This is a genomic window from Micromonospora sp. WMMB482, assembly GCF_019038635.1.
Classification (GTDB): Bacteria; Actinomycetota; Actinomycetes; order Mycobacteriales; family Micromonosporaceae; genus Micromonospora; species Micromonospora marina.
This window is the reverse complement of record NZ_JAHOPD010000020.1, coordinates 3,647,769-3,671,302: the sequence shown is the minus strand read 5'-3', so window position 1 is coordinate 3,671,302 and position 23,534 is coordinate 3,647,769. Positions and strand designations below refer to the sequence as shown.

The window sequence follows — 23,534 nt, the reverse complement described above, 5'->3', positions numbered from 1 at the left end:
GAACCCCGTGCCCTCATCGTCGAGGTCGTCGCGGATGCGGAACCGCTGCTGGATCCGGCCGGGATCGGCTCGGTGATCGATCAGGTGGCGCCGACGCGGGCCGAACTGCGGCGCCTGGCCCGGGCGCTGCACGCGGATCCGGGGTTGTTGACCTCGGGTGAGCCGGACGGGCCCCGGCTGTTGCAGGATCTGATCGGCGCGCTGCTCACCGCTGGCGCGCGTCACGTTCGATCGGCGTGTTGCGCCCGCTGCCGTCGGATGCGGCCGCTGCGGCGTCGCATCGAGGACCGGTTGGTCTGCGCGCCGTGCGCGAATGCGGCAGCCGTGCGCCGGGAGGCGTGCTCTCGCTGTCAGCGAGAGCTGCGGGTGGACGGCCGGGACGGGGCCGGGGCGCCGTTGTGTGCGGCGTGCACCCGGCAGCAGCGCGGCGCGGATCCCCTCGGTGAGCTTGTCGATGGCCTCGACCGGCTCGGCACGGGCCTGCCGCCCTCCGCGTTGCGTGAGCTGATCCTCGCAGCGTTGCCGCGGCCGCACCAGCAGCGCACGGTCGCCGCGGACCTTGCCGCCCGTCCGACCGCGCTGGCCGACAACGCCGCGCACGGCTCGCATCACCTGGTTCTGCTGGCCGAGGCGTTGATCGCAGCCGGCGCTACCGGCGTCGCCCCACCGGCCTGCCCGTTCTGCCGGCAGCGGGCGAAGATCCGGCTCCGTCGCGACGGGCTGCGCTGCTGCAAGCGCTGTTACGAGGCGAGCAGGTCGCGGCCGTGCACGCGGTGCGGGCAGGTCAAACCTGTGGCTGAGCGCACGGCGGACGGTGCCGCGTTGTGCAAGGCCTGCGGCCAGCGCGACCCGGTGAACTTCGACGTCTGCGCCCGGTGCGGGCAGCACGCCCGGCTGGTCCCGACCGACAGCGGTGAACGCTGCTGCCGGGCCTGCTGGCGGGCACCGATAGCGACCTGCTCGATCTGCGGACGCCGGCGGCCTTGCCACGGCGCCAGCGGGCCGAGCCCGCGCTGCGAGACCTGCGTCAAGCGGTTGAACACCGCTGCCTGCCAGCGCTGCGGCATCACCCGAGTCGTCTTCGCCCGCACGGCACAGGGTCAGCCGCTGTGCCAACGCTGCGCCGGACCCCGCGAGCGGTGCGTCCGCTGTCACCGGGTCCGGCCGGTGGTGGGCCGCCCACCGGACGGCCCGGTCTGCGGGACCTGCTGGCGCCGCGACCCCGCCGCCACGCACCCGTGCCAACGTTGTGGCACCGTCACCTGGCTGCACCACTTCGGACTGTGCGCGGCATGCGCCTGCCCCGGAGTGCTGCGCGAGTTGCTCACCGCCGCCGACGGCACCCTGCGACCGGCCGCTGCAGCGGTGCTCGACGTGCTGGCTGGCGACGACGACCCGGCGGCCGTGCTCAAATGGCTGCAGGCCCCCACACCCCGAGCTCTGCTGGGCGCCCTCGCCGAACAGGCCGGGCCGCTGCAGCACACGACCCTGGACCGGCTGCGCCCGACGAAGGCCGCTGACCGGCTCCGCGCGCTGTTGGTGGCCCGCGGCGCCCTTCCGGCCCGAGACGAGCACCTCGTCCTGCTCGAGCGCTGGATCGACACCGCGACCGCCGCCATCACCGACGTCAACGACCGTCGGCTCGCACGCCGCTTCGCCACCTGGCACCACCTGCGCCGGCTACGCCAGCTCTCCGCATCCGGCCGGCCAACCGGCTACGGCCAGATCAGCGCGGCACGCGGCGATCTGGCCGCCGCCATCGCGTTCCTGGCCTGGCTGCGCACACAGGGCACGAGCATCGCTACCGCCCAGCAGGCCGACGTCGACGACTGGCTCGCCAGCGGCCCCAGCAGCCGCCACAACGCCAGCGCGTTCGTCAGCTGGGTTGTGCGCCGCCGCCACGCGCACGACATCAACCTGCCCGCACGATCGAGCACCACGCACCGGCGAGTCCTGCCGCAACGCGATCAACGCTGGCAACTCGCGCGGCGGCTGCTCCACGACAACGACCTCCACGCGGTCGATCGGGTCGCCGGGCTCCTCGTGCTCCTGCACGCCCAACCCGTCAGCCGCATCGCCGGCCTCACCGTAGAGCACGTCGAGGCCACCGCCGACGGCACTCACCTGCGCCTGGGCAGCACACCCATCCGGCTCCCGCCGCCCCTGGACCACCTGGTGGCCGAGCTCCTCGATCGCCGTGCCGGGCACACTGCCGTGGGCCGCACTGCAGCGAACCGCTGGCTGTTCCCCGGCGCCGCACCAGGCCAGCCGCTCAGCGCGCAACAACTCGGCGCGCGGCTACGACGCCTCGGCGTCCCCGCCCGCGTGAGCCGCAACACCACCCTCATGGACCTCGCCGGGCAGCTACCCGCCGCAGTGCTCAGCCAACTCCTCGGCCTGCACCTCCAGACCGCGACGAACTGGACCCAGGACGCCGGCAACACCCGACCGCGCTATGCCGCAGCCGTCACGACCCGCACCGCACCAGAGCGACACTCGTCCCGACCAGACCCGCGGTGAACCCGAGTGAAGTCCCGGCCGGAGCCATGAGTCAGCAGCAGTCGGCCACCGCAGCCGCCGGCACGCACCTGCGCGGTGGCCCCGGCCCCGCCGCAGCACGCGCTACCTGACCGGACCGATCGCAGCCCCCGAGCCGTCGCGCACATCAGGGCAGAACAGCAAAAATTTCCGCAGCATGACGTAAGGCTGCGAAGGCTGCTGGACAGTTCTAAGTGTGAGACGAGAACCATCCATGGGAACGCCGGATCATGAGGGACGCGCGTTCACCGCGATGTGGGAGCAGTACGCGCCGAGAATCATGGCCTACGCTCTTCGCCATGTCGACCCCGACATTGCTCAGGAGGTGCTGTCGGAGACCTTCCTGGTCGCCTGGCGGCGTCTAGCTGACGTGCCCGGCCAGCCGTTGCCCTGGCTGCTTGTCGTCGCCCGGAACACCATCGCCAACCACCGCCGCTCCGGCTACCGCCGAGCTGCATTGCAGAAGGAACTAGAGCGACTCGAACGCATCGCCGAGCCGGCCTCCGCAGCTGAAGTAACCGCTGTGCAACGCGCCGAGGTCCTGGCCGTACTTGCGACCTTGAGCCCCGCCGAGCGCGAGGCGCTGCTGCTCATCGCTTGGGACGGGCTCACGCCGACTCAGGCCGCACGCGTCGCCGGCTGCACGACCGCAGCGTTCCACCTGCGGCTTTTCCGAGCGCGCCGGCGGCTGCGTGCCGCAACCGCCCCCGATGACCAGCCCGTCGGACACACCACCCCATCCACCCAACCCGCAAGGGAATCGGCATGACCACGTCCCGCGATCCGCTCGTAACCCTCACCGCGCTTCGTCCGCATGCCGCCGTCGACCAAGCCATGCTTGCGGTCAGCCGTACTGCCACCTACGGAGCAGTCACCGCCACGACGCGCTCGGCGACCGAGGCGACGTCAAGGCGGCGTCGGGCGCCACGTGTGGTCGCAATAGCGCTTCTCGCGGGTCTGGGGGTCGCGGCCGGGATGGGAGCCGCCGGTGCCACCGGACTGCTGCCCGACGCCTTCATCCGCAACTACGCCAGCTGGAGGCAGGACACCGGCGTCGACCCGGCCACGGCGACCCGCGTCGCCGCCGCACCAGGCCCCGACGGGACCATCTTCACCATTTGGACCGCGAAGGGCCCCAACGGAACAGTTTGCATCGCTCCGTTGTTCGAGACAGCAAACAGCGCGAAGTCCCCGCAGCCGTCGGCGTTCCACGAAAACGGCAGCACCTGCCAGCCGCCCGAACGGCACGAGTCCTTCGGCGCCAGCAGCGGGATCAACGCCGACGACAAGAACCACACGTACAACGTCTCCGCGGGCGACACCGCGCGCGCTGAACTCCGCCTGCACGACGGCACCGTGCTGCCGGCCATCCGCGTCGAAGGCAACTACCTCGGCTGGTACCCGACCGCCCACGGCCAGACGGCACCCGTCCTCACGGCCTACGACATCGCCGGCAATGTCGTCGCTAGGCTGCAGCTCAAGTACCTGCCGTAGTCCAGCAGCATGTCCCGCGCGGCCCCCATGCAGGCGCTGACGAGCGGCCCTCAACTCGGACGCGCCACGTGGTCAATGCCGAGTCGGTGGTGATGGATCGTTACGACGGCCGACCCGTTCCTGTGAGTCTCGCTGAGTCCACTGGTCGGCTCGCGGAGGTTGACGGGTCGGATCTACACCCGGTCGTCCCGTCGTCCGTCTGCACGACGCTGTGCAGGTTTGTCTGTACCTACCAGTGCACATCGGCCCGTACGCCGACAGCTGCGGCATTGCGCACCTTCTGATATCCGACTCTCCCAATATCCGGGCTGCCGGCGGGTGCAGCGCTCACGGTCCCCTCCCGGGCGGCCACTCCGGCGTACACCGGGCACCGTACGCGAAAAGACCCCAACCCGGTGTGAACCACCAGGTCAGGGCCTTGATCGTTGGTGCGCCGCCAGGGACTCGAACCCCGAACCCGCGGATTAAGAGTCCGCTGCTCTGCCAGTTGAGCTAGCGGCGCTCGCTGACAACGGGAAGAAGATTAGCACGCCCGCCGAGGCGGGTTCCAATCCGATACCGGGGTCCACCCTTCGGACGAGCTTAACCGGCGAAAGATGACAAAACGACCATCTGATCCGGCGCGGGGACGGGGGCGCGAGCGTCGATACGGCACGATGTCCGCCAGGCACGCGAGGACAGGGGTGGGCATGGGCAGGTTCGCGCGGGCCGGGGCGACGGTGGGCGCCCTGGTCCTGACGGCGTCGCTGGCACTGACCGGATGCGGCGGCGACGAGGGGAAGAAGCCGGAGTTCGTGCCCGGCCAGCAGCAGGTCGGCGGCGTCTCGTCCGCCGCGCCCGACCCGAGCGTCGCACCCAGCGACAGCGCCGCCGCGCCGCCGCTGACGGTGAGCCCGGCCGACGGCGCGAGCGCCCGGCCGGTCAGCACCGAGATCAGCGCCCGCATCCCCGGCGGCGGCACCGTGTCGAAGGTGGCGCTCGCCACCGCCGACGGGGCCGACGTCGCCGGGCGGATGCGGCGCGACGGCTCCAGCTGGGTGCCGTCGGCGGCACTGAAGTACGGCACCAGGTACACCGCCACCGTCACCGGCGCCGGCAAGGACGGCAAGACCTACCAGGGCACCAGCACGTTCACCACGATGGCCAAGCCCAAGTCGATGATCGGCTCCGGCCTCTACATGTTCAGCGGCAAGACGTACGGGGTGGCCATGCCCGTGGTCGCCGAGTTCTCGCCGGGCATCCCGAAGAAGGACCGGGCCGCGGTGCAGAAGCGGATGTTCGTGCAGACCGACCCGCCGCAGCCCGGCGCCTGGCACTGGGTCGGCAACGGCACCCAGGCGTACTACCGCGCCCCGGAGTACTGGAAGACCGGGACCACGATCACGGTCCGGCTGGCGCTGGCCGGGATCCCGCTGAGCAACGGCCGGTACGGCAACATCGACCGCAGCGCCACCGCCAAGATCGGGCGCGCGTTCGAGATGACAGTGGACAACGCGACCAAGCAGATGACGGTGTCCGAGAACGGCAGGGTGATCCGTACGCTGCCGGTGAGCCTGGGCAAGAAGAGCACCCCCTCCTCCAGCGGCACGATGGTGGTGATGGAGAAGAAGGAGGCCACCGTCTTCGACACCCGCAGCGAGCCGGACCCGGCCAACCGCTACGTCACCGAGATCGACTTCGCCCAGCGGATCACCTGGGGCGGCGAGTACATCCACGCCGCGCCCTGGTCCGAGGGTGTGCAGGGGCGCCGCAACGTCTCGCACGGCTGCGTCAACGTGTCGATGGCCAACGGCCGGTGGCTGTTCGGCAAGACGCTGGTGGGCGACCCGATCACGGTGAAGGGCACCGAACGCCGCCTGGCTCCGGGCAACGGCTGGACGGCGTGGAGCCTGAGCTGGTCGCAGTTCGTCGCCGGCAGCGCGCTGCCGGTTCCGCAGGGCGGGCAGCCGTCGCCGTTCTGACGGGCGTAACGTGGTCGGACACGCCACCTCCGACGAAGCGCCGGACGACAGCGGAATCGTTACATCCCGTGGGGGTGTTCCGTTTCACGTCCGGCAACGCGTACCCGCTCCGGCGCGTCTGACCTGAGACGACGGGGAACGGCATCACCTTGTGAGGGAGTCATGCGAGCTGGCCAGGACGAACCGATCCGGGGCGCGAGCGCCCGCCGCGTCGGCCGCCGCCGTGCGCTGGCGGCCGGGCTGCTCGCCGCCGCGATGGCCCTGACCGCCTGCACCAGCGGCGGCGGCGACAAGCCGTCGAGCTGGCAGGGCGGCGGCGACGGGGGCGAGCAGGCCCCGAAGGCGGCGGCCACCATCAGCGAGCCCGCCGCCGACGCCAAGGACGTGCCCGCGTCCACCGCCATCACCTTCACCACGAAGGAGGCGCAGGACACCACGGTCGAGCTGAAGGACGCCGCCGGCAAGGTCGTCGACGGCACGCTCGCGGCGGACGGCGGAAGCTGGCTGCCGTCCTCGGCCCTGGAGTACGGGCAGACGTACACGGCGACCGTCACCGCGACCGGCGACGACGGCAAGGCCGCCACCGCCACCAGCACGTTCACCACGATGGCGAAGCCGGCCAAGCAGATCCGGATCACCAGCTTCCTCGGCGACGACCAGGTCGTGGGCGTGGGCATGCCGCTGATCGTGAAGTTCGGCCGGGCCATCCCGGAGGACTACCGCGACGACATCCAGCGCCGGATGACGGTCACGTCGAAGCCGGCCCAGGAGGGCATCTGGCACTGGGTGAGCCCGACCGAGGTGCGCTACCGGCCCAAGACGTTCTGGAAGGCCAACAGCACCGTCAGCTACAAGGTGCAGGCGGGCGGGCTACCGCTGGGCGGCGGCTGGTACGGCCGCGCCGACCTCAGCGTCGACATCAAGATCGGCCCGGCGCTCGTGATGACTGTCGACAACCGCACCAAGCGGATGACAGTCACCCGCGACGGCAAGGTGGTCAAGACCATCCCGGTGAGCCTGGGCAAGAAGAGCACCCCCTCCTCCAGCGGCACCATGGTGGTGATCGAGAAGCTCCGGCACACGGTCTTCGACACCATGGAGGAGCTGGGCCCGGAGGAGGGCTACCGCACCGAGATCGACTACGCCCAGCGGCTCACCTGGGGCGGCGAGTTCATCCATGCCGCGCCCTGGTCCGAGGGCGTGCAGGGCCGCACCAACGTGTCGCACGGCTGCGTCAACGTCTCGATGAAGGAAGGCAACTGGCTGTTCGCCAACACCCGCATCGGTGACCCGATCACCGTCAAGGGCACCGAGCGCAAGCTCCAGAACGGCAACGGCTGGACCGACTGGAACATGAGCTGGGACGAATACGTCAAGGGCAGTGCCCTGCCCTACGAGGCGCCGGCCGCCGACACCACCCCGGACGCCGGTACGCCCAGCGTCGAGCCGACCCCCTGACCCCCGGACACGACGAAGCCCCCTCCCGGAGGAGGGGGCTTCGTCGTTGGGGTGACTGATGGGAATTGAACCCACGACAACCGGGACCACAACCCGGTGCTCTGCCAACTGAGCTACAGCCACCATGCTCGCCGCTCCGGTCACCCGGGGCGGTGCGCGGACTAATCATAGCCACACTCCGGCCTGCCCCGTCCACCGGGTTCGGCGCGGGCGTCAGAGCTGGGCGGCGATCGCCTTGGCGGCCTCGACGTCCGGCCCCGGCAGCGGCACGAACACGGTCCGCCGGTAGTACTCCAGCTCGCGGATGCTCTCCCGGATGTCGGCGAGGGCCCGGTGGGCCAGGCCCTTCTGCGGCTGCCCGAAGTACACCCGCGGGTACCAGCGCCGGCACAGTTCCTTGATCGACGAGACGTCGATCATCCGGTAGTGCAGGTGCGCGTCGAGCCGGGTCATGTCGCGGGCCAGGAAGCCCCGGTCGGTGGCGATCGAGTTGCCGCACAGCGGGGCCGTGCGCGGATCCTTCACGTAGCTGGTCACGTAGTCGAGCACCATGTCCTCGGCCTCGGCCAGCGTCACCGTGGAGCGCCGTACCTCATCGGTGAGCCCGGACTTGGCGTGCATGCTGCGCACGATCTCCGGCATGGCGTCGAGCGCCTCGTCGTCAGCGTGGATCACCACGTCGACACCGTCACCGAGCACGTTGAGATCGGGATCGGTGACCAGCGCCGCGACCTCGATCAGCGCGTCCCGCCGCAGGTCCAGCCCGGTCATCTCACAGTCGATCCAGACGAGAAGATCAGCCACCGGAACAGACTACGCGCCGATGACCCGCCCGCGCCTCGGCACGGTGGCCGAGGTGGACCGCTAGGGTTTCCTGCGTGCCAGCTGAACCCGTCGACCCACCCGCCGTCGCCCGTGACGACGCGGGCGCGCGTACGGTCCGGCGGGTGGTCGCGGTGCTGGCGCTGATCGCGATCCTGCCGGCGCCCTACCTGCGCAACCTGCGGCACGACTACTACGACCAGAAGATCTACATGTCGGCGATGGACTGGTGGGCGGCCGGGCACCCGCTCTACGACTACGTCCAGCCGGACCGGGTGCAGGGCGCGCTCTACTTCACCTATCCCCCGTTCACGGCGCTGCTCCTGGCGCCGTTCGGGCACCTGCGGCTCGGGGTGGCCATCGTCGTCTTCGCGGTGCTGACCCTCGCCGCCGTGGTGCTGACCACCCGCTGGCTGGTGCTGCCGGTGCTGCGGCGGCACGACCTGCCGCGCGGGTTCGGACTGACCGTCGCCGTGCTGCTGGTGCTGGCGGTGGAGAGCACCCGGGAGACGCTCACGCTCGGGCAGATCAACATGCTGCTGGTGGTGCTGATCCTGGCCGACCTGCTGTTCGCCGTACCGCAGGGGCGGCGCTGGGCCGGCGTCGGCGTCGGACTGGCCGCGGCGCTCAAGCTCTTCCCCGGCATCTTCGTCCTCTACCTGCTGGTCGCCCGGAAGTGGCGGGCGGCGGCGGTGGCGGCGGCGACCGCGGCGGCGGCCACGTTGCTGGCGGCGGCGGTCGCGCCCGGCGACTCGTGGCGGTTCTGGACCCACGAGCTGTGGGCCACCGACCGGGTGGGCCGTACCGACTACACCGGGAACCAGTCACTGTTCGGGCTGCTCAGCCGCCTCGCCGCGTCGGCCGAGCCGGACCGACTGTTGTGGCTGCTGCTCGCGGTGGCGGTGGCCGCGTTCGGCCTGTGGCGGGCCGCGCGGGCGGCGCGGGCGGGGGACGCGCTCGTGGGTCTCACCCTGACCGGCCTGGTGGGCGGCCTGGTCAGCCCGATCACGTGGATCCACCACCTGTACTGGTTCATCCCCGCGCTGGTGGTGCTCGTCGATGCCGCGCTGGACGCCGATCCGGTGACGCCCGCCGGGGCCCGCCGTCGCGGCGGCCTTTTCGCGCTGGCCGCCGTCGTGGGTCTGCCGATCGTGTACGGGTTGGTGACGTTCCAGGACTGGGGTACCGCCGTCGTGCACACGGACGACCCGGTCGACTTCGTGGTCCGGAACGTGTACGTGCTGCTCAGCCTGCTCCTGCTGGCCGTACTGCCGATCCGTCGGCACGCGGACGAGGAACCGATTAACCGGACTGAACGGACACACCTCGCAAGAAACGGCGATCAGCGCTAATCTGGTCGCAACTACCTCAGTTTTCTCCCAGGTAGCACCGATCCCCCGGTGAAGAACGGCCCTCCGCGTCGGCAGCGCGGAGGGCCGTTCGGGTTCTCGTCGTCAGTCCTGGTCGTCGGGGCACCGGCTGGGCGGCGCAGCGATCGCCGCGCGGGTCCGCCCGGCTCCGGAACCCACTGCCACCAGGTGCCGCTCGGGTCGCGACGCCGGGCCCGGCTGGCGGCCCAGCCCGCTCAGCGAGGTGACGCCGAGACGCCCGGCCAGCACCGGCACCTGGTCCGGCTCGACCACGAAGACCACCTCACGGGGCCGCAGCGGGCGAAGCAGCACCACCACGGCGAGGACCACCAGCAGCGTCCCGCCGGCCAGCAGCGCCCACGCCAGCCCGGGGAACCACCCGGCCCGCAACTCGGCGCGCATCCGCAGGTCGAGCCCCTCCGCGCCGTCCACGCGCATGACGACCAGGCTCAGCGACCGGCCGGACAGCTCCGCCGGGCTCCACTCCAGGGAGCCGACGCCCTCGCGTACCCAGAAGGGCTGAGCCAGCGGCGCGGCGGCGCCGGCGCCGGCGGTGGCCGGGTCGAGGTCGACCGGCAGCGGGCCCCGGGTGACCGCCACGCGGCGCACGGTGCTGTGCGGAACGTCGGCCAGCCACCCTCGCACCTGGTCGGCCGGGGCGAGGCCGAGGAAGACCGGGCCGTCGTCGTCCCGGGCGGTCAGGCGCAGCCGGGCCTGACCGGTACGCGCCAGCGGCAGGTCGGCGCGCAGCAACGCGTCCACGTCGGTCACCAGCACCACGGAGGCGGGCGTGCGGACCGGCTCGAACCGGGCGTCGAAGCCGCCGTCCGGGCCGGCCTGCCGGGCCGCGAGCCACAGACCTCCGCCCGCCAGCAGCGCCGGAATCCCCAACGCCAGCAGCACCATACCGGCGATCGTGCGTACGAAACGCATTCGCGTCGTCCCTCTCGGTAGCCGATTACCCGGCCGACCTTACCGACGCGCGTCGGCCGATCGCCGGATATCGGCGGCACCCGTCCACCGACGGCGACCGGCCCGGCGGATCGTCCCGCCGGGCCGGTGCGTCGCTCACGTTCAGGACTTCGCGGCGGGCTCCCGCCGGGTACGCGCGAACGCCAGGCCACCGAGGGCCAGGCCGCCCAGTCCGGCGACCAGGCCGGCCACGCCGAGGGCGGTGGCCGCGCCGGACCCGGCGTCGTCGTCATCGTCGTCGTCGGCCGCGGCGGCCGGCGCGCTCGCGCCCGGCGAGGCGGGCGCCGCCGCGGCCAGCTCGAGCACCGGCGCCGGGTTCTCCGGCTCCTCCGCGCCCGGCGTCGGCTCCTCGATCCACCGGGAGACGTTGCCGTCGGAGTACGTCTGGAGCACCTTGAACACCATCGTGTCGGCCTGCGGCAGCGGGCCCATCGACACCGGGAACTCCTGGAACTCGCCCGGCTTCACACCGCCGTTCGGCGCGGCGGTGAAGGTCAGCTTGGAGACCGCCTCGGTGATCTGGCTGCCGTGCACCTCGATCGGCGGGTCGACCTTGCGCTTCTCCACGGCGACCGTCCAGCCCGCCACCGGCATGGTGGAGACCGAGCCGACCGGGGCGTTCTCCGGCAGGTTCACCTCGACCTTGACGGTGGACGCCGTGTCGCTCTCGTTCGGCACCCGGAACGCGAACCGGCCGTAGCCGCCCTGCGTACCCTCGGCCGGGTTGATCGTGACGTGCGCCGAAGCCGGACCGGCCAGGCCGAGAACGGCCGCGGCGACGGCGGTGAGGGTCAGCGCGGCGACTGTCGCGGGGCGCCGGAGACGGATCATCAGATGGAACCTTCCGTTACTTGATCGGCACGGTGGCGGTCACCGTGGCCTGGTCGATGTCGGACGTGCGGACGGTGATGCGCACCTGCCAGTCACCCCGGGCCGGCAGGTTGACCTCACCGGTGGCGTGGTTGTCGCTCAGCGGCAGCAGCGGGACGGTGATCGGCTCGATCCCGGCCGACGGCAGCGCGGCGGTGACCTTCCACTCCTGCACCGGCTGGGGGCGGCTGTCCTTGGTGTAGGCGTACAGGTGGATCGAGTTGTTGCCGGTCTCGGCCGGGTCCAGCTGGACCTCCAGCGAGTAGATCGGGCTGCTCAGCGTGGCGGAGAAGTAGCCCTGTTCGGTTCCGGCGACGTCCGCGGCGGCGGTCCGCGCCGGAGTGGTCTGCACGAGCGTCGCCGACACGCCCAGCACCACCGCCGTGATCACCAGCTCGGCCACCACGGCCCGCCGCATCGAGCCCGGCCGCCCGGCGGCGACCCGCCGCCGCACCAGCGCCCGGGAGTACGCCGCCACGCCGATCACCAGCGCGAACAGCACGATCTTGGCGAGCAGGAGGCGGCCGTACGTGGTCTCGAACAGCGCCTGCACGCCGGCCACCTCGATCAGGCCCTGCACGGTGCCGGCCAGCAGCAGCGCGGCCACCGCGAGCGCGGCCCAGCGGGACCAGATCGGCAGGATCGCGTCCAGCTCACGCTCGTCGGCCCGGCGCAGCAGGAACACCGCGAGCATGACCAGGCCACCCAGCCAGACCGCCATGCCGCCCAGGTGCACCGCGTCCACCACCACCGACACCGCGGGCGCGGGCGAGGCCGCCGCGTGCCCGGCCAGCGGCCAGGTGAACAGCGCCGCGCCGCCGAGGGCCGCCAGGATGATCCCGTCGGTACGGCCGATCGGACCGGCGAACAGCGGCCGGAGCAGAAACGCCGCCGCGGCGAGCAGGCCCAGCCGGACCAGGTGGGTGGTGCCGTAGGCGCTGCCCAGCACGTCACTCAGGCCGGAACCGGTCACGTCGAACAGGCCGCCCCCGTTGACGTACGGCACCTGGAGCCACACCTCGGCGAGCGTCGCCGCCGCCAGCACGCCGAGCCCGGTCCAGGCCAGCCGCGCCGGTCCCCGGCGGGACAGCCGGCGCGGCCAGAGCGCGGCCAGCACCAGCGCCGGGCCGACGAGCAGCAGCAGACCGGTGTATCCGGCGAACTTCGCCACCTTCACCGCGTTCTCGGTGATCGGGTTCGCCCGGTTGTCCGAGCCGCTGTCGGTCGGCGGCTCGGACGGCGCGCCGACCGAGTAGGTGAAGGCACCGGAGACCGGGTGGCTGTCGGCCGAGATCACCCGGTAGCTCACCAGGTAGGTGCCGCGCGCCCCGGCGGGATCCACCGGGATGGTGACCTCGGCGCCCTGGAACGTCGGCTCGCCCCGGTCGGCGCGCGAGCCGTCGGGGGCGATGACCCGAACCTTTCCGGGCACCTTCCGGACGCTCTCACTGAACGTGATCACCACCTGCGCGGGCGCCTCGGGCACCACGGCGGAGGCGGCCGGGCTGCTGCTCACCAGCACCGCGTGGGCGGCGGCCGGGGTGGCCGGGACGAGCAGCAGGGCGACCAGCAGGAGCAGCAGCCCGGCGACGGCCCCGGAGCGGGCGGCGACGACCCGGGACGGGCGGCGTACGGCAGCAGTCATGACCGCCATGGTTCCCGAACCGGGGCGGGTCCGGCGAGCCGGTGCCCGGCGGGCGTGACCGAGCGCCCACCCGCACCGCGGCGCGCACCACGCCGGGCCTGCTCGGAGGTCATAGGAGGGTAGTCGGAGGGCGGGCGGGAAAAGTTCCCGGAGTGTGCGGGACCACGGAATGGGTCGAAGGGCCCTGTCCCGTTCAGGTACGCCGCGTAACCTCGGGTGACGTGATCCCCGGCCCGCGCGACACCGCCGCCGACCGCCCCGAGTCGGCGCTCGACGCTGCCACCGGCTGGGCGCTGGCCGCCCGCGACGGGGACCGCGACGCGCAGGCCGCCTTAGTCCGGGCCACCCAGGCCGAGGTGTGGCGCTTCGCCGCCGCGCTCGTGGACCCGGACACCGCTGACGACCTGACCCAGGAGACGTACCTGCGGGCGTTCCGGGCGCTGCCCGGCTTCGAGGGGCGTTCCAGCGTGCGTACCTGGCTGCTCGGGATCGCCCGCCGGGCCTGCGCCGACCACCTGCGCACGGTGGTGCGCCGCCGCCGGCTCGACGCCCGGCTCGCCGCCCAGGCCGCCACCGACCGCCCGTACCCGGACCCGGCCGGCCAGCTCGGCGCCACCGACCTGGTCCGCCGGCTGCCGGCCGAACGGCGCTCCGCGTTCGTGCTCACCCAGCTGCTCGGCCTGTCGTACGCCGAGGCCGCCGACGTGGAGGGGGTGCCGGTGGGCACCATCCGCTCCCGGGTGGCCCGCGCCCGCGACGAACTGGTCGACGCCGTCGGCGACACGCTGGCCGGATAGCGGGAACCTTTCGTGGCGCTCGGACGACGAATGACTGTGACCCCCTCCCCCTCCCGGGCCGGCCGCTGGCAGACCCTGCGGCCCTGGCTCGGCGTCGCGGCCCGCCTCGGACTCGCAGCCGTGTGGCTGATCGCCGGCGGCACCAAGATCGGCGACCTGGCCGCCTCCGGCCGGGCCGTGAACGCCTACCAGGTGATGCCGTACGACGTGGCCACGGTGATCGGCGCGGCGCTGCCGTTCGTCGAGCTGGCCCTGGGCGTCCTGCTGCTCGTCGGGCTCGCCACCCGGGTCAGCGCCGGTGTGTCGGCGGCGCTGCTCGTGGTCTTCATCGCCGGCATCGCCTCGGCCTGGGCCCGTGGCCTGGCCATCGACTGCGGGTGCTTCGGCAGCGGCGGGCAGCTCGCCGCCGGCCAGACGCCCAGCTATCTCCCGGAGATCCTCCGGGACCTCGGGTTCCTGGTACTCGCCGGGTTCCTGCTGATCTGGCCCCGCACCCCGTTCTCCGTGGACGGGTGGCTGGCGGGCGACGACACCGTGGAGGACGACGATGAGTAGTCGCAAGGGGCGCAAGGACGCAGCCCGGGTCGTACGCGAGCAGATCGCCCGGGAGAAGCGGCGCAAGCGCACGCTCTGGACCTCGATCGCCGCGGTGCTGGTGCTCGTCATCGCCGGTGGCATCGGCTGGGCCGTGTACTCCAGCCAGAAGTCCGACGAGTTCACCGCACCGCCCGGGGCCAACGACGCCGGCACCGGCATCGTGCTGGGCACCGGCCCGGTCACCATCGACCTGTACGAGGACTACCTCTGCCCCGCCTGCAAGCAGTTCCAGCAGGTCAACGGCGAGACGCTCAACCAGCTCGTCGACGAGGGCAAGGTGAAGCTGGTGTTCCACCCGGTGGCGTTCCTGAACCGCTTCTCCACCACCGAGTACTCGACCCGGTCGTCGGCCGCCTCCGGCTGCGCGGCGGAGGGCGGCAAGTTCCGCGAGTTCACCGAGCAGCTCTTCGACAGGCAGCCGCCGGAGGGCGGCGCCGGGCTCAGCAACGACGAGCTCGTCGACATCGGCGCGGGCGTCGGGCTGAACCGGGACGAGTTCGCCTCCTGCGTCTCCGACGGCACGTACCGGCCGTGGACCGAGCACGTCACCGACGAGGCGAGCAAGGCCGGCGTGACCGGCACCCCGACCATCAAGGTCAACGGCAGCGAGCTCCAGGACCGCAGCCCCGAGGGGATCAGGTCGGCGGTGGAGGCGGCCGGCAAGTGACAGCGCCCCTGCGCCGGGTCGCGCTGGTGCTCGCCGTCGCGGCCACCGCGTTGCTCACGCTCGCCGCGCCGGCCGCCGCACACGGCGCCGACGCGCCCGACGGCACCGACTACCGCGCCACCATCAGCGGCGTCGACCCGGACCGCCCCGGGCTCGCCGCCCGGATGGTGGAGGCCGGCGCGCGGCTGGAGCTGACGAACGCCACCGGCGCGGAGGTGACGGTGCTCGGCTACTCCGGCGAGCCGTACCTGCGCGTCGGGCCGGGCGGCGTGTACGAGAACCTCCACTCCCCCGCCACGTACCTGAACCGGACGCTGGCCGGGGAGACCCGGCTGCCCGCCGAGGCGAACCCGGCCGCCGCGCCCGACTGGCGGCGGATCGACGACGGACCCACCGCCCGCTGGCACGACCAGCGCACGCTGTGGCGGGAGGACGCCCCGCCGGTCGCCGTCGCCGCCGCCCCGGACCGGGAACACCGGGTACGCGACTGGACCGTCCCGCTGCGCGCAGGCGACACCACCGGAGCCGTACGCGGCACGCTCGACTGGGTGCCGCCGCCCGACCCGTACCCCTGGTGGGTGGCCGCCACGCTGGGCTTCCTGCTGATCGGCGCGGCCGGGCTGGCGCCGGGCGGCACCGCCGCCGGGGTGCGGGCGCTGCGTGCGGCCGGCGCGCTGCTCGCCCTGGGCGGCGCCGCCACGGTGGCGCTGACGGTCGCCCGCGCGCTGGACACCGGCGCCCCCGGCGTCGGCGGAACGCTCGCCGAGCTGGTCACCGGTCAGGTCTGGACGCTGCTCACCGGGCTCGGCGCGCTCGCCGCCGGTGGGTACGCGCTGGCCCGCCGCCCGGCCGCCGACTTCGCGCTCGCGCTGGCCGGTGCCTGCCTCACGCTGTTCGCCGGAGTGACGAACCTCGCCGCGCTGTCCCGCTCGATCCCCCCGGCCGCCGGCCCGGCCGTGCTGGTCCGGGTGCTCGTGGTGGTCGGCCTGGCGACAGGCGCCGGTGCGGTGGCTGCGGGCCTGCTGCGCCTGCGCACCGCCGCAAGAGCGGCCCGGCCCACCCCCCACCCAACCCCCACGCCCTGACCCGCCCCGCCCCGGCGATCGATGAATGGAGCGTCCCCCCGGCCCCCGTGGCGATCTTGGTACCAAACGGCCCCCATAGGGGCTGTTCAGTCCCATGACATCTGTCAGTGTTGAAGTCCCGATACATGTGTCAGGTGGTAGGGATCTTGGGTCGGGTGGTATGTGCTGCCGGGCATGGCTTCACGGCGGCATGTGATGAACCTGCTGGACGCGCAGCTGGCGGCGGGGGTCCGGGTGAACGCGGCCGAGTTCGCGCGTGAGCACGGGGTGTCGGTGCGCACGGTGTACCGGCACCGCGCACGTATCCGGGCCGAGGGTCAGTGGCAGGAACGATCCCGGCGTCCGCGTAGTAGTCCGCGGGTCACGCCGCCGGAGGTGGACGCGTGGATCTGCAAACTGCGCGTTGAACTGGGCCCGGACAACGGGGCGGACTTCATCCGAGACGCGTTGGGCGATGTGCGCCGGCGCATCGACGCGTCCTGGTCGGTGCCGTCACGCTCGACGGTCAACCGGGTGCTGGCCCGACATGACCTGCTCGTGGTTACTCCGGCTAAACGACCGCGTAGTTCGTGGCGGCGTTTCAGCTATGCCCGGCCCCGCGACTGCTATCAGATCGACGCCACCGAAGTGAAACTCGCCGACGGCCGCACTGTCGTCGTCTTCGACGTCTTGGACGACTGCACCCGCACCCTGGTCGCCTGCCACGCCGCCGCCGCGGAGACCGCCCGAGCCGCGATCACCGCGATCAGACAGGCGTTCACCGCCTACGGCGTGCCAGCCATCGTGCTCAGCGACAACGGCATCGCGTTCACCAGCCGCCGGACCCGACCCGGATCAATCTCCACCTTCGTGCAGACCCTGATCGACCACGGCGCCCGCCCGATCAACTCCAGCCCCTACCACCCACAAACCTGCGGCAAGGTCGAACGCCACCACCAAACCCTCAAAAAATGGCTGAGCACCCAACCCCCACCGCAGACCCTCACCGCCCTGCAAGCACTCCTGGATACCTACCGCCGCTACTACAACACCCAACGCCGTCACAGCGCCCTACCCCGCCGCACCACACCCGCCCACGCCTGGACCCACGCACCCACCCTCGGCGGACCCACCAGCGCACCCCTGCAAACCGACGCCACCCTGCACCACTGCCCCGTGGCCAGCAACGGCGCCATCGCCATCGCCGGACACCGCACCAGCGTCGGCGCCACCCACACCGGCACCACCGTCACCGCCATCCGCGACAACAACCACGTCACCATCTACCACCCCGACGGCCAGCCCATCGGCTATCTCCACCTCGACCCCGACAAGAACTACATCCCCCTCACCCCCACCCCATGATCCACAACCCATGACACATCTATCGGGACTTCCCATTGACACATGTCCCGGGACATGACAGCCCCCACAGGGGCACTTTCCCACCAAGATCTCCACCGCTCCCACCAAGCGGAACGCCAATCTCGCTTAACGGGAGGCTCGCCGCAGCAACCAGCCGAACGAGGAACTCCTGCCCACACCCCAAACTTCCGCCCCGACATCAATGGCATTCAGGACATCTCCGGGGCCGCAACCGCAAGATCACCGAGAGCTGCGGGCGCCGGGCACGCACGAGTGGAACACCACGGGTGCCAACCCGCCCCCGACACACCCATCACGCTCCACTCCCGCTGCACTCGCCCCCGAGACGGCGTGATCTTGCAGTTGCCGCCCCGAGCGTGCGGCTTTTGCCCGAAATGCCCGGACAGGAAGTGCAAGATCGCGGCGATGGAGTGCGGGAGGGGGAGGGCCGGGTCAGGTCGGGCGGGGGGCGAAGCCGTAGGGAAGCTCCAGGCGGTGGGCGGTCAGCAGCGCCTCGTCGGACAGCAGGTCCGCGGTGGGGGCGTCGGCCACGATCCGGCCGCCGTCCAGGATCACCGAACGGGGGCACAGCTCGGCCGCGTACGGCAGGTCGTGCGTGACCATGAGCAGCGTCACCGGCAGGGCGCGCAGGATCTCCGCCAGCTCCCGCCGGGCGGCCGGGTCGAGGTTCGACGACGGCTCGTCCAACACCAGGATCTCCGGGCGCATGGCCAGCACGGTCGCCACCGCCACCCGGCGCCGCTGCCCGAACGACAGGTGGTGCGGCGCCCGGTCCCGGTGCTCGCTCATGCCGACCGCCGCGAGCGCCTCGTCGACCCGGGCGGCCAGCTCGGCCCCGCGCAGGCCCAGGTTGGCCGGGCCGAACGCGACGTCCTCGGCGACGGTGGGCAGGAACAGCTGGTCGTCCGGGTCCTGGAAGACGATGCCGACGCGGCGGCGTACCTCGGCCAGCGTGTCCCGGTCGCGGCCGACCGTCAGGCCGCCGACGCTCACCGTGCCCTCGGTCGGGGTGAGGATGCCGTTGAGGTGCAGCACGAGCGTGGTCTTGCCGGCGCCGTTGGGCCCGAGCAGCGCCACCCGCTCGCCGCGCGGCACGGTCAGGTCCACCCCGTGCAGGGCGACGTGACCGTCCGGGTACGCGTACCGGACGCCACTGACGTCGAGGGAGGGCGGCTGCTGCACGTACCCGATCATTGCAGGACGAGCGCGGCGGCGGCGATGGTGGCCGCGATCGCCGGCACCGTCGCGGCGGCCGCCCACTGGCCGGCGGTGGCCGCGCCGGCCCCCTGCCACACCGCCGGCATCCGGCCGGTGTAGCCGCGGGAGAGCATCGCCAGGTAGACCCGCTCGCCGCGTTCGAAGGCGCGCAGGAACAGCGCGCCGACCCCGGCCGCGAAGCCGCGCAACTGCCACAGGAACCGCGGGTCGTCCCCGCGGGACACCCGCGCCACGCGCATCCGGCGGGCCTCGCCGACGAGCACCTCCAGGTAGCGCAGCATGAACGTGGCGATCTGGGTGAGGATCTGCGGGCAGCGCAGCCGGTCCAGGCCGAGCAGCAGGTCACGCGTAGTCGTGGTCGCCGCCAGCAGGAGCGACGCGAGTACGCCGAGCGTGCCCTTGGCGAGGATGTTGAACGCGCCGTGCAGCCCGTCGACGGACAGGGCGAGCCCGGCCACCTCGACCCGCTCCCCCGCGCCGAGGAACGGCAGGGCGAACGCGAACAGCACGAACGGCAGCTCGATCAGGGCCCGGCTGAGCAGCCAGCGCGGGCCGACCCGGGCGAGCGCGGCCACCACGGCGACCAGGAGCGCGTACCCGCCGAAGGCCCAGTACGCCTCTCGCGGCGTGGCCACCACCGCGACGGTGAACAGCACCATCGCGGCGATCTTCACCTCCGGCGGGAGGCGGTGCACCGGCGAGCCGGACTCGCGGTAGAGCACGTGCGCGTGCCCGGCGCCCACGGTCAGCGGGTGCCGCTGGACGGAGTCGCGGCCTCGTCCGCCGGGTCGGCGGTCGCGGTGGGCGTGGCCGGTGCGGCGGGCGTCGCCGGGCCGCGACGGCGGGCCAACCAGAACAGGCCGCCGCCGACCGCGAAGGTGAGCAGCACACCGAGTACGCCGGACAGGCCGGTGGAGACGAAGTCGTTGCCGATCCCGCGTACGCCGTAGTCGGCGAGCGGGCTGTCCGCCAGCTCGTGGTCCTTGGCCTGCTGGGCCGGGCAGCTACCGCCGGTGATCTCGTCGTCGGCGTTGACCGTGCAGCCCTCGAGCAGCGACGAGTCGAGCCCGTCCGGGTGCGAGGAGGCGTAGTTGCTGACCACGCCGGCCAGCAGCAGGGCCACCAGCAGGCCGCCGAGCAGGAACGGCCAGTGACGCTTGCTCATCGGGCACCTCCGGCGACCGGGACGGCGGGAGCCGGCGTGGCCGGCTTGAGGGCGCGCAGCGCGTACACCAGGTCGGGCCGGACCTTGGCGACGGTGACCACTGTGGTCGCGGTGATCAGGCCCTCGCCGATGCCGATCAGCAGGTGGGCGAAGGCCATGGTGCCGGCCAGGCCGGTGAGGTTGCCGCCGAGGTCGGTGGTGCCGCCCAGCCAGTACTGGAGGACGAAGCCCTGGGACGCGACCACCACGCTGACCAGCGCGGAGACGAACGCGGTCACCGCCAGCCCGGCCGGGCTACGCGGCAGCACGCGCAGCAGGAGCGCGATCAGCAGGTACGCGGCGGCGGTGCCGAGCAACGCCATGTTGGTGATGTTGAGGCCGAGCATTGCCACCCCGCCGTCACCGAAGACCAGCGCCTGCACGATCAGCACCACGGCGACGCAGAGCGCGCCCACCCAGGGGCCGACGAGCATCGCGGCCAGCGCGCCGCCGAGCAGGTGACCGCTGACTCCGGCGGTGAAGATCGGGAAGTTGAGCATCTGCACGGCGAAGATGAACGCCGCCACCAGACCGGCCATGGGGGCCAGCCGGTCGTCGAGGTCGGCCCGGCCCCGCAGTACGCAGAAGGCGAGCGCGGCCAGCGCGAAGGCCGCGAAGATCGCGGCGACCGGACCGTTGATGATCCCGTTGGAGATGTGCATCGCCAGGGTGTCCACGCGCTCAGCGTATTTCCAGCAAGGCACTGTTGCCAATATCTGGCAACAACCTCATGATGGCCGTCACCATGCCCGCGCGTCGCCGTCCGCCGGCCGTACCGGCCCGGCGGTATCGTCACCGCCATGACCGACCGCCTCAAGCCCGGCGACCCCGCCCCCGAGTTCACCCTCCCCACCGACGACGGCGGCACGCTGTCCCTGGCCGGACTGCGCGGCCGCAAGGTCATCCTGTACGCGTACCCGGCCGCCATGACGCCCGGCTGCACGAAGCAGGCATGTGACTTCCGGGACTCACTCGCCTCGCTCCAGGCCGCCGGCTACGAGGTGGTGGGCATCTCGCCGGACAAGCCGGCGAAGCTCGCCAAGTTCCGCGACCGGGACGCCATCACGTTCCCGCTGGTCTCCGACGAGGACAAGGCGGTGCTGACCGCGTACGGCGCGTTCGGCGAGAAGCAGATGTACGGCCGCACGGTCACCGGCGTGATCCGCTCGACGTTCGTGGTGGACGAGGACGGCAGGATCGAGCAGGCGTTCTACAACGTGCGGGCCACCGGCCACGTCGCCAAGCTGCGCCGGGACCTCGGCCTCGACTGAGGTCGCCGCCCGGCCCGGATCGGCACCGCCGGTGCCGCCACACCGGCGCCCGTCCGGCGGCAGTGGCGGCGCCGGATGTGGTCTACGATCCGGAGGCTGTGGCACCGGTCCGCAGGCGCCTGCGACGGCGGCCGGTGTGCAGCGTGGAGGGGCCGTAGCCCAACGGCAGAGGCATGCGGTTTAGGTCCGCACCAGTGCGGGTTCGAATCCCGCCGGCCCTACCATTCGTCCGTTCGGTGCCACCCGGCGCCGGCGACTGTCGGGAACGTCACGAACACGGGTTCGGGCCACGTTGCCACCCGCAGGATGGCGTCGTGGACCTGCGTTTCGTACTCGACCCCGACCTGACCCCCGAGCTGCGCGAACAGATCGTCGCGCTCTGGGTGGACGTGACGAACGCCGGTGGCGCCGTCGGCTTCGTCGCCCCGGTGACCCCGGACGAGGTACGCCCGGTCGCCACCTCGACGCTCGGCGAGGTGGCGGACGGACCGGACCGGCTGCTCGTCGGCTACGAGGGTGAGCGCCTGGTCGCCGTCCTGGTCATCGCCGACAACCGGTTCCGCCTCAAGACGCACTGGCGGGTGCTCAAGCGCGTCATGGTGCACCCCGACACGCAGGGACGCGGCCACGGCGCGGCGCTGATGCGCGAGGCCGAGCGGATCGCCCGCGGGCTCGGCCTGGCGGCGCTGCACGTGACGGTCCGAGACGGCCTGGGGCTGGACCGCTTCTACAAGCGCCTCGGCTACCGCGAGATCGGCCGCCTCCCCGCCGCGCTGCGCCTGTCCCCCACCGACGCCCGCGACGAGATCCTCATGTGGCTCGACCTCCCCACCCCGACCTGACCCCGCCCCGCCCCGTCCCGCCCCGCCCCGCCGATCTTGCACTTTCCGCCCCCGCAAAAGCCGCATCCAGGTCAGGCCCGGGGCCGCAAGTGCAAGATCGCCGCTGCGGGCTGGCCTGGAGGCGCTCACCCTCGCCCGCCACCGGCGATCTTGCGGTTGCGGCCCGGGCGCAAGGTACGTAAGCGGCAACAGAGGGGCCGCGAGTGCAAGATCGGCGAGCTGAGGGCTCGGCAGGAGCCCTGGGCGGGTCAGGAACAGGGCGCCTGGGTGGGAGCGGCGGCGGCTGCCTGCACCAGGGGTTCCGTGAGGGCTGGGGTGAGGGTGGGCGACGGCGTGAGGGAGGTCGGAGGGCTGGGGGTGCGACTCGGGGGTGTGGGGGCCGGCTTCTTCGGGGCGGGTTTCGCGGCGGCGGGGTCGGCGCCGTACATGCGGGTCGTGCTGCGCTGCACCTGGCCGGGGAGCATCCGGATGCCGGTGACGGTCGCGCGGTGGCCGTACACGTCGGTGACCCGGATCTCGTACGGGCCGGGACCGGCCCCGGATCCGATCAGCCAGTAGTTGTAGTCCTGCCGCTGCGCCGCCCGCCACGACCCGTTCTGCCGCACCTCGACCGAGCGCAGCGGGTTGCCGTGGTCACCGACCAGGACGGCGAACCACCACCGCGACGACCCCTCCTTCATCCGGAAGGTCAGCGGACCGGACAACCTCGGGTTCACCACCGCGCGGTAGCTCACCTTCACCACCCCCTGCACCGGATCGGCGATCCGGGCGAACGCCTCGGCGGACAGGTCGAGGTGACCGGGCGCGCACTCCGGGCACTGGTCCATCACCAGCACCCGCACGGTGCCGCGCGGACCGGTGACGTCGAGGAAGCCGCCGCAGGAGGCGCCGGAGGCGTACTCGCCCGGGCCGAGCGCGACGTACCTCCGGTCGGCGGGCGCGGCCGGCCGCGAGCAGTTGCCGCCGGCGCCCTCGGAGTCGTAGAAGGTCGCCTTGCCACTGCGCGTCGCGCCGCCGACGGGCGGGGCGGCAGCCGCCGGCAGGGCGGCGCCGGGCGGGAGGGCGGCCACGGGCGGGAGGGCGGCCACGGGCGGGAGGGCGGCCACGGGCGGCAGGGCGGCCACGGGCGGCAGAACGGCGGGTACGGGTGCCACGGCGCCGCGCGGAGGCGGGGCGGCGCAGGCCGGGGCGGCGCCGCCGCGTACCGCGAGGGTCACCGCGACCGCGGCGGCGACGGTGACCAGGCCGGCGGCGGCCAGGCGGCGACGGCGCGTGGCGGCGCGGCGACGACCGTCCGAGGTGGCGGGTCCGGGCGCGTCGCCGGCGGTCGGCGGGTGGGGTGCGGTGCCGTCGGTCAC

The 23,534-nt window shown here is 72.6% G+C and carries 22 protein-coding genes and 3 tRNA genes; 14 read left to right on the top strand and 11 right to left on the bottom strand.

What is annotated here, in order from left to right; all coding sequences use genetic code 11:
• Positions 1–72 precede the first annotated feature (72 nt).
• From KSK32_RS18490 to KSK32_RS18480, 3 genes are all read left to right on the top strand, one after another.
• On the top strand, positions 73–2,520 hold the full coding sequence (locus tag KSK32_RS18490; protein WP_216930840.1) for a hypothetical protein: 2,448 nt from the start codon (positions 73–75) through the stop codon (positions 2,518–2,520).
• Positions 2,521–2,752: 232 nt separating this feature from the next.
• Positions 2,753–3,307 carry an RNA polymerase sigma factor gene (locus tag KSK32_RS18485; RefSeq protein ID WP_216930838.1) on the top strand — a complete coding sequence of 185 codons (555 nt, stop codon included), beginning with the start codon at positions 2,753–2,755 and terminating at the stop codon, positions 3,305–3,307.
• Positions 3,304–4,032: a hypothetical protein gene (locus KSK32_RS18480; RefSeq protein WP_216930836.1), complete on the top strand. Its 729-nt coding sequence runs from the start codon at positions 3,304–3,306 to the stop codon at positions 4,030–4,032. Before KSK32_RS18485 ends, KSK32_RS18480 begins: the two co-directional genes overlap by 4 nt.
• A 426-nt stretch (positions 4,033–4,458) precedes the next feature.
• On the opposite strand, the gene KSK32_RS18475 is transcribed toward KSK32_RS18480, so the two are convergent.
• Positions 4,459–4,534, bottom strand: a tRNA-Lys gene (locus KSK32_RS18475).
• Between the two features lie 187 nt (positions 4,535–4,721).
• On the opposite strand from KSK32_RS18475, the gene KSK32_RS18470 reads away from it, so the two are divergent.
• Both KSK32_RS18470 and KSK32_RS18465 read left to right on the top strand, forming a co-directional pair.
• Positions 4,722–5,993, top strand: a complete 1,272-nt coding sequence (locus KSK32_RS18470) for an Ig-like domain-containing protein (RefSeq protein WP_216932336.1) — start codon at positions 4,722–4,724, stop codon at positions 5,991–5,993.
• Between the two features lie 162 nt (positions 5,994–6,155).
• The gene (locus KSK32_RS18465) at positions 6,156–7,451 is read left to right on the top strand and encodes an Ig-like domain-containing protein (protein ID WP_216932335.1); all 1,296 of its coding nucleotides are present in this window, start codon (positions 6,156–6,158) and stop codon (positions 7,449–7,451) included.
• Positions 7,452–7,498: 47 nt separating this feature from the next.
• Here KSK32_RS18465 and KSK32_RS18460 read toward each other — a convergent pair.
• Positions 7,499–7,574: transfer RNA gene (locus KSK32_RS18460), tRNA-His, on the bottom strand.
• 90 nt (positions 7,575–7,664) lie between these two features.
• Positions 7,665–8,255, bottom strand: coding sequence for an oligoribonuclease (orn, locus tag KSK32_RS18455; RefSeq protein ID WP_216932334.1), 591 nt, complete (start codon positions 8,253–8,255; stop codon positions 7,665–7,667).
• 74 nt (positions 8,256–8,329) lie between these two features.
• On the opposite strand from orn, the gene KSK32_RS18450 reads away from it, so the two are divergent.
• Positions 8,330–9,625 (top strand): glycosyltransferase 87 family protein, encoded by a 1,296-nt coding sequence (locus KSK32_RS18450; RefSeq protein ID WP_216932333.1) that lies wholly within the window; start codon positions 8,330–8,332, stop codon positions 9,623–9,625.
• Between the two features lie 102 nt (positions 9,626–9,727).
• Here KSK32_RS18450 and KSK32_RS18445 read toward each other — a convergent pair whose 3' ends face one another.
• From KSK32_RS18445 to KSK32_RS18435, 3 genes are all read right to left on the bottom strand, one after another.
• Positions 9,728–10,576 carry a hypothetical protein gene (locus tag KSK32_RS18445; RefSeq protein ID WP_216932332.1) on the bottom strand — a complete coding sequence of 283 codons (849 nt, stop codon included), beginning with the start codon at positions 10,574–10,576 and terminating at the stop codon, positions 9,728–9,730.
• Positions 10,577–10,717: 141 nt separating this feature from the next.
• On the bottom strand, positions 10,718–11,446 hold the full coding sequence (locus KSK32_RS18440; RefSeq protein WP_216932331.1) for a YcnI family protein: 729 nt from the start codon (positions 11,444–11,446) through the stop codon (positions 10,718–10,720).
• Between the two features lie 16 nt (positions 11,447–11,462).
• Positions 11,463–13,130 (bottom strand): copper resistance CopC/CopD family protein, encoded by a 1,668-nt coding sequence (locus KSK32_RS18435; RefSeq protein ID WP_374226717.1) that lies wholly within the window; start codon positions 13,128–13,130, stop codon positions 11,463–11,465.
• A gap of 221 nt (positions 13,131–13,351) precedes the next feature.
• Here KSK32_RS18435 and KSK32_RS18430 point away from each other — a divergent pair, with 221 nt between their 5' ends.
• From KSK32_RS18430 to KSK32_RS18410, 5 genes are all read left to right on the top strand, one after another.
• Positions 13,352–13,927 (top strand): sigma-70 family RNA polymerase sigma factor, encoded by a 576-nt coding sequence (locus KSK32_RS18430; protein ID WP_216932329.1) that lies wholly within the window; start codon positions 13,352–13,354, stop codon positions 13,925–13,927.
• A 30-nt stretch (positions 13,928–13,957) separates the two neighbouring features.
• Complete coding sequence (locus tag KSK32_RS18425) at positions 13,958–14,482, top strand: MauE/DoxX family redox-associated membrane protein (protein WP_216932328.1); 525 nt, start codon at positions 13,958–13,960, stop codon at positions 14,480–14,482.
• Entirely contained in the window at positions 14,475–15,191 is a 717-nt protein-coding gene (locus tag KSK32_RS18420) for a thioredoxin domain-containing protein (protein WP_216932327.1), read from the top strand. Before KSK32_RS18425 ends, KSK32_RS18420 begins: the two co-directional genes overlap by 8 nt.
• Positions 15,188–16,276 carry a hypothetical protein gene (locus tag KSK32_RS18415; RefSeq protein WP_216932326.1) on the top strand — a complete coding sequence of 363 codons (1,089 nt, stop codon included), beginning with the start codon at positions 15,188–15,190 and terminating at the stop codon, positions 16,274–16,276. The genes KSK32_RS18420 and KSK32_RS18415 overlap by 4 nt, the downstream gene beginning before the upstream one ends.
• 174 nt (positions 16,277–16,450) lie before the next feature.
• On the top strand, positions 16,451–17,620 hold the full coding sequence (locus KSK32_RS18410) for a DDE-type integrase/transposase/recombinase (protein ID WP_216928283.1): 1,170 nt from the start codon (positions 16,451–16,453) through the stop codon (positions 17,618–17,620).
• Between the two features lie 453 nt (positions 17,621–18,073).
• On the opposite strand, the gene KSK32_RS18405 is transcribed toward KSK32_RS18410, so the two are convergent.
• The 4 genes from KSK32_RS18405 to KSK32_RS18390 are packed head-to-tail and all read right to left on the bottom strand — an operon-like array spanning position 18,074 to position 20,740.
• On the bottom strand, positions 18,074–18,835 hold the full coding sequence (locus tag KSK32_RS18405; protein WP_216932325.1) for an energy-coupling factor ABC transporter ATP-binding protein: 762 nt from the start codon (positions 18,833–18,835) through the stop codon (positions 18,074–18,076).
• Positions 18,832–19,602, bottom strand: a complete 771-nt coding sequence (gene cbiQ, locus KSK32_RS18400) for a cobalt ECF transporter T component CbiQ (RefSeq protein WP_216932324.1) — start codon at positions 19,600–19,602, stop codon at positions 18,832–18,834. Before cbiQ ends, KSK32_RS18405 begins: the two co-directional genes overlap by 4 nt.
• A gap of 2 nt (positions 19,603–19,604) precedes the next feature.
• Complete coding sequence (locus tag KSK32_RS18395; RefSeq protein ID WP_216932323.1) at positions 19,605–20,024, bottom strand: PDGLE domain-containing protein; 420 nt, start codon at positions 20,022–20,024, stop codon at positions 19,605–19,607.
• The gene (locus KSK32_RS18390) at positions 20,021–20,740 is read right to left on the bottom strand and encodes an energy-coupling factor ABC transporter permease (RefSeq protein ID WP_216932322.1); all 720 of its coding nucleotides are present in this window, start codon (positions 20,738–20,740) and stop codon (positions 20,021–20,023) included. Before KSK32_RS18390 ends, KSK32_RS18395 begins: the two co-directional genes overlap by 4 nt.
• A gap of 123 nt (positions 20,741–20,863) precedes the next feature.
• Here KSK32_RS18390 and bcp point away from each other — a divergent pair, with 123 nt between their 5' ends.
• The 3 genes from bcp (at position 20,864) to KSK32_RS18375 (ending at position 22,176) form a co-directional block, all read left to right on the top strand.
• Positions 20,864–21,334, top strand: coding sequence for a thioredoxin-dependent thiol peroxidase (bcp, locus tag KSK32_RS18385; RefSeq protein WP_120571388.1), 471 nt, complete (start codon positions 20,864–20,866; stop codon positions 21,332–21,334).
• A gap of 148 nt (positions 21,335–21,482) precedes the next feature.
• Positions 21,483–21,558: transfer RNA gene (locus tag KSK32_RS18380), tRNA-Leu, on the top strand.
• 90 nt (positions 21,559–21,648) lie between these two features.
• Positions 21,649–22,176, top strand: coding sequence for a GNAT family N-acetyltransferase (locus KSK32_RS18375; RefSeq protein WP_216932321.1), 528 nt, complete (start codon positions 21,649–21,651; stop codon positions 22,174–22,176).
• 248 nt (positions 22,177–22,424) lie between these two features.
• Here the strand turns inward: KSK32_RS18375 and KSK32_RS18370 are convergent, their stop codons facing one another.
• Positions 22,425–23,534: an expansin EXLX1 family cellulose-binding protein gene (locus tag KSK32_RS18370; protein WP_216932320.1), complete on the bottom strand. Its 1,110-nt coding sequence runs from the start codon at positions 23,532–23,534 to the stop codon at positions 22,425–22,427.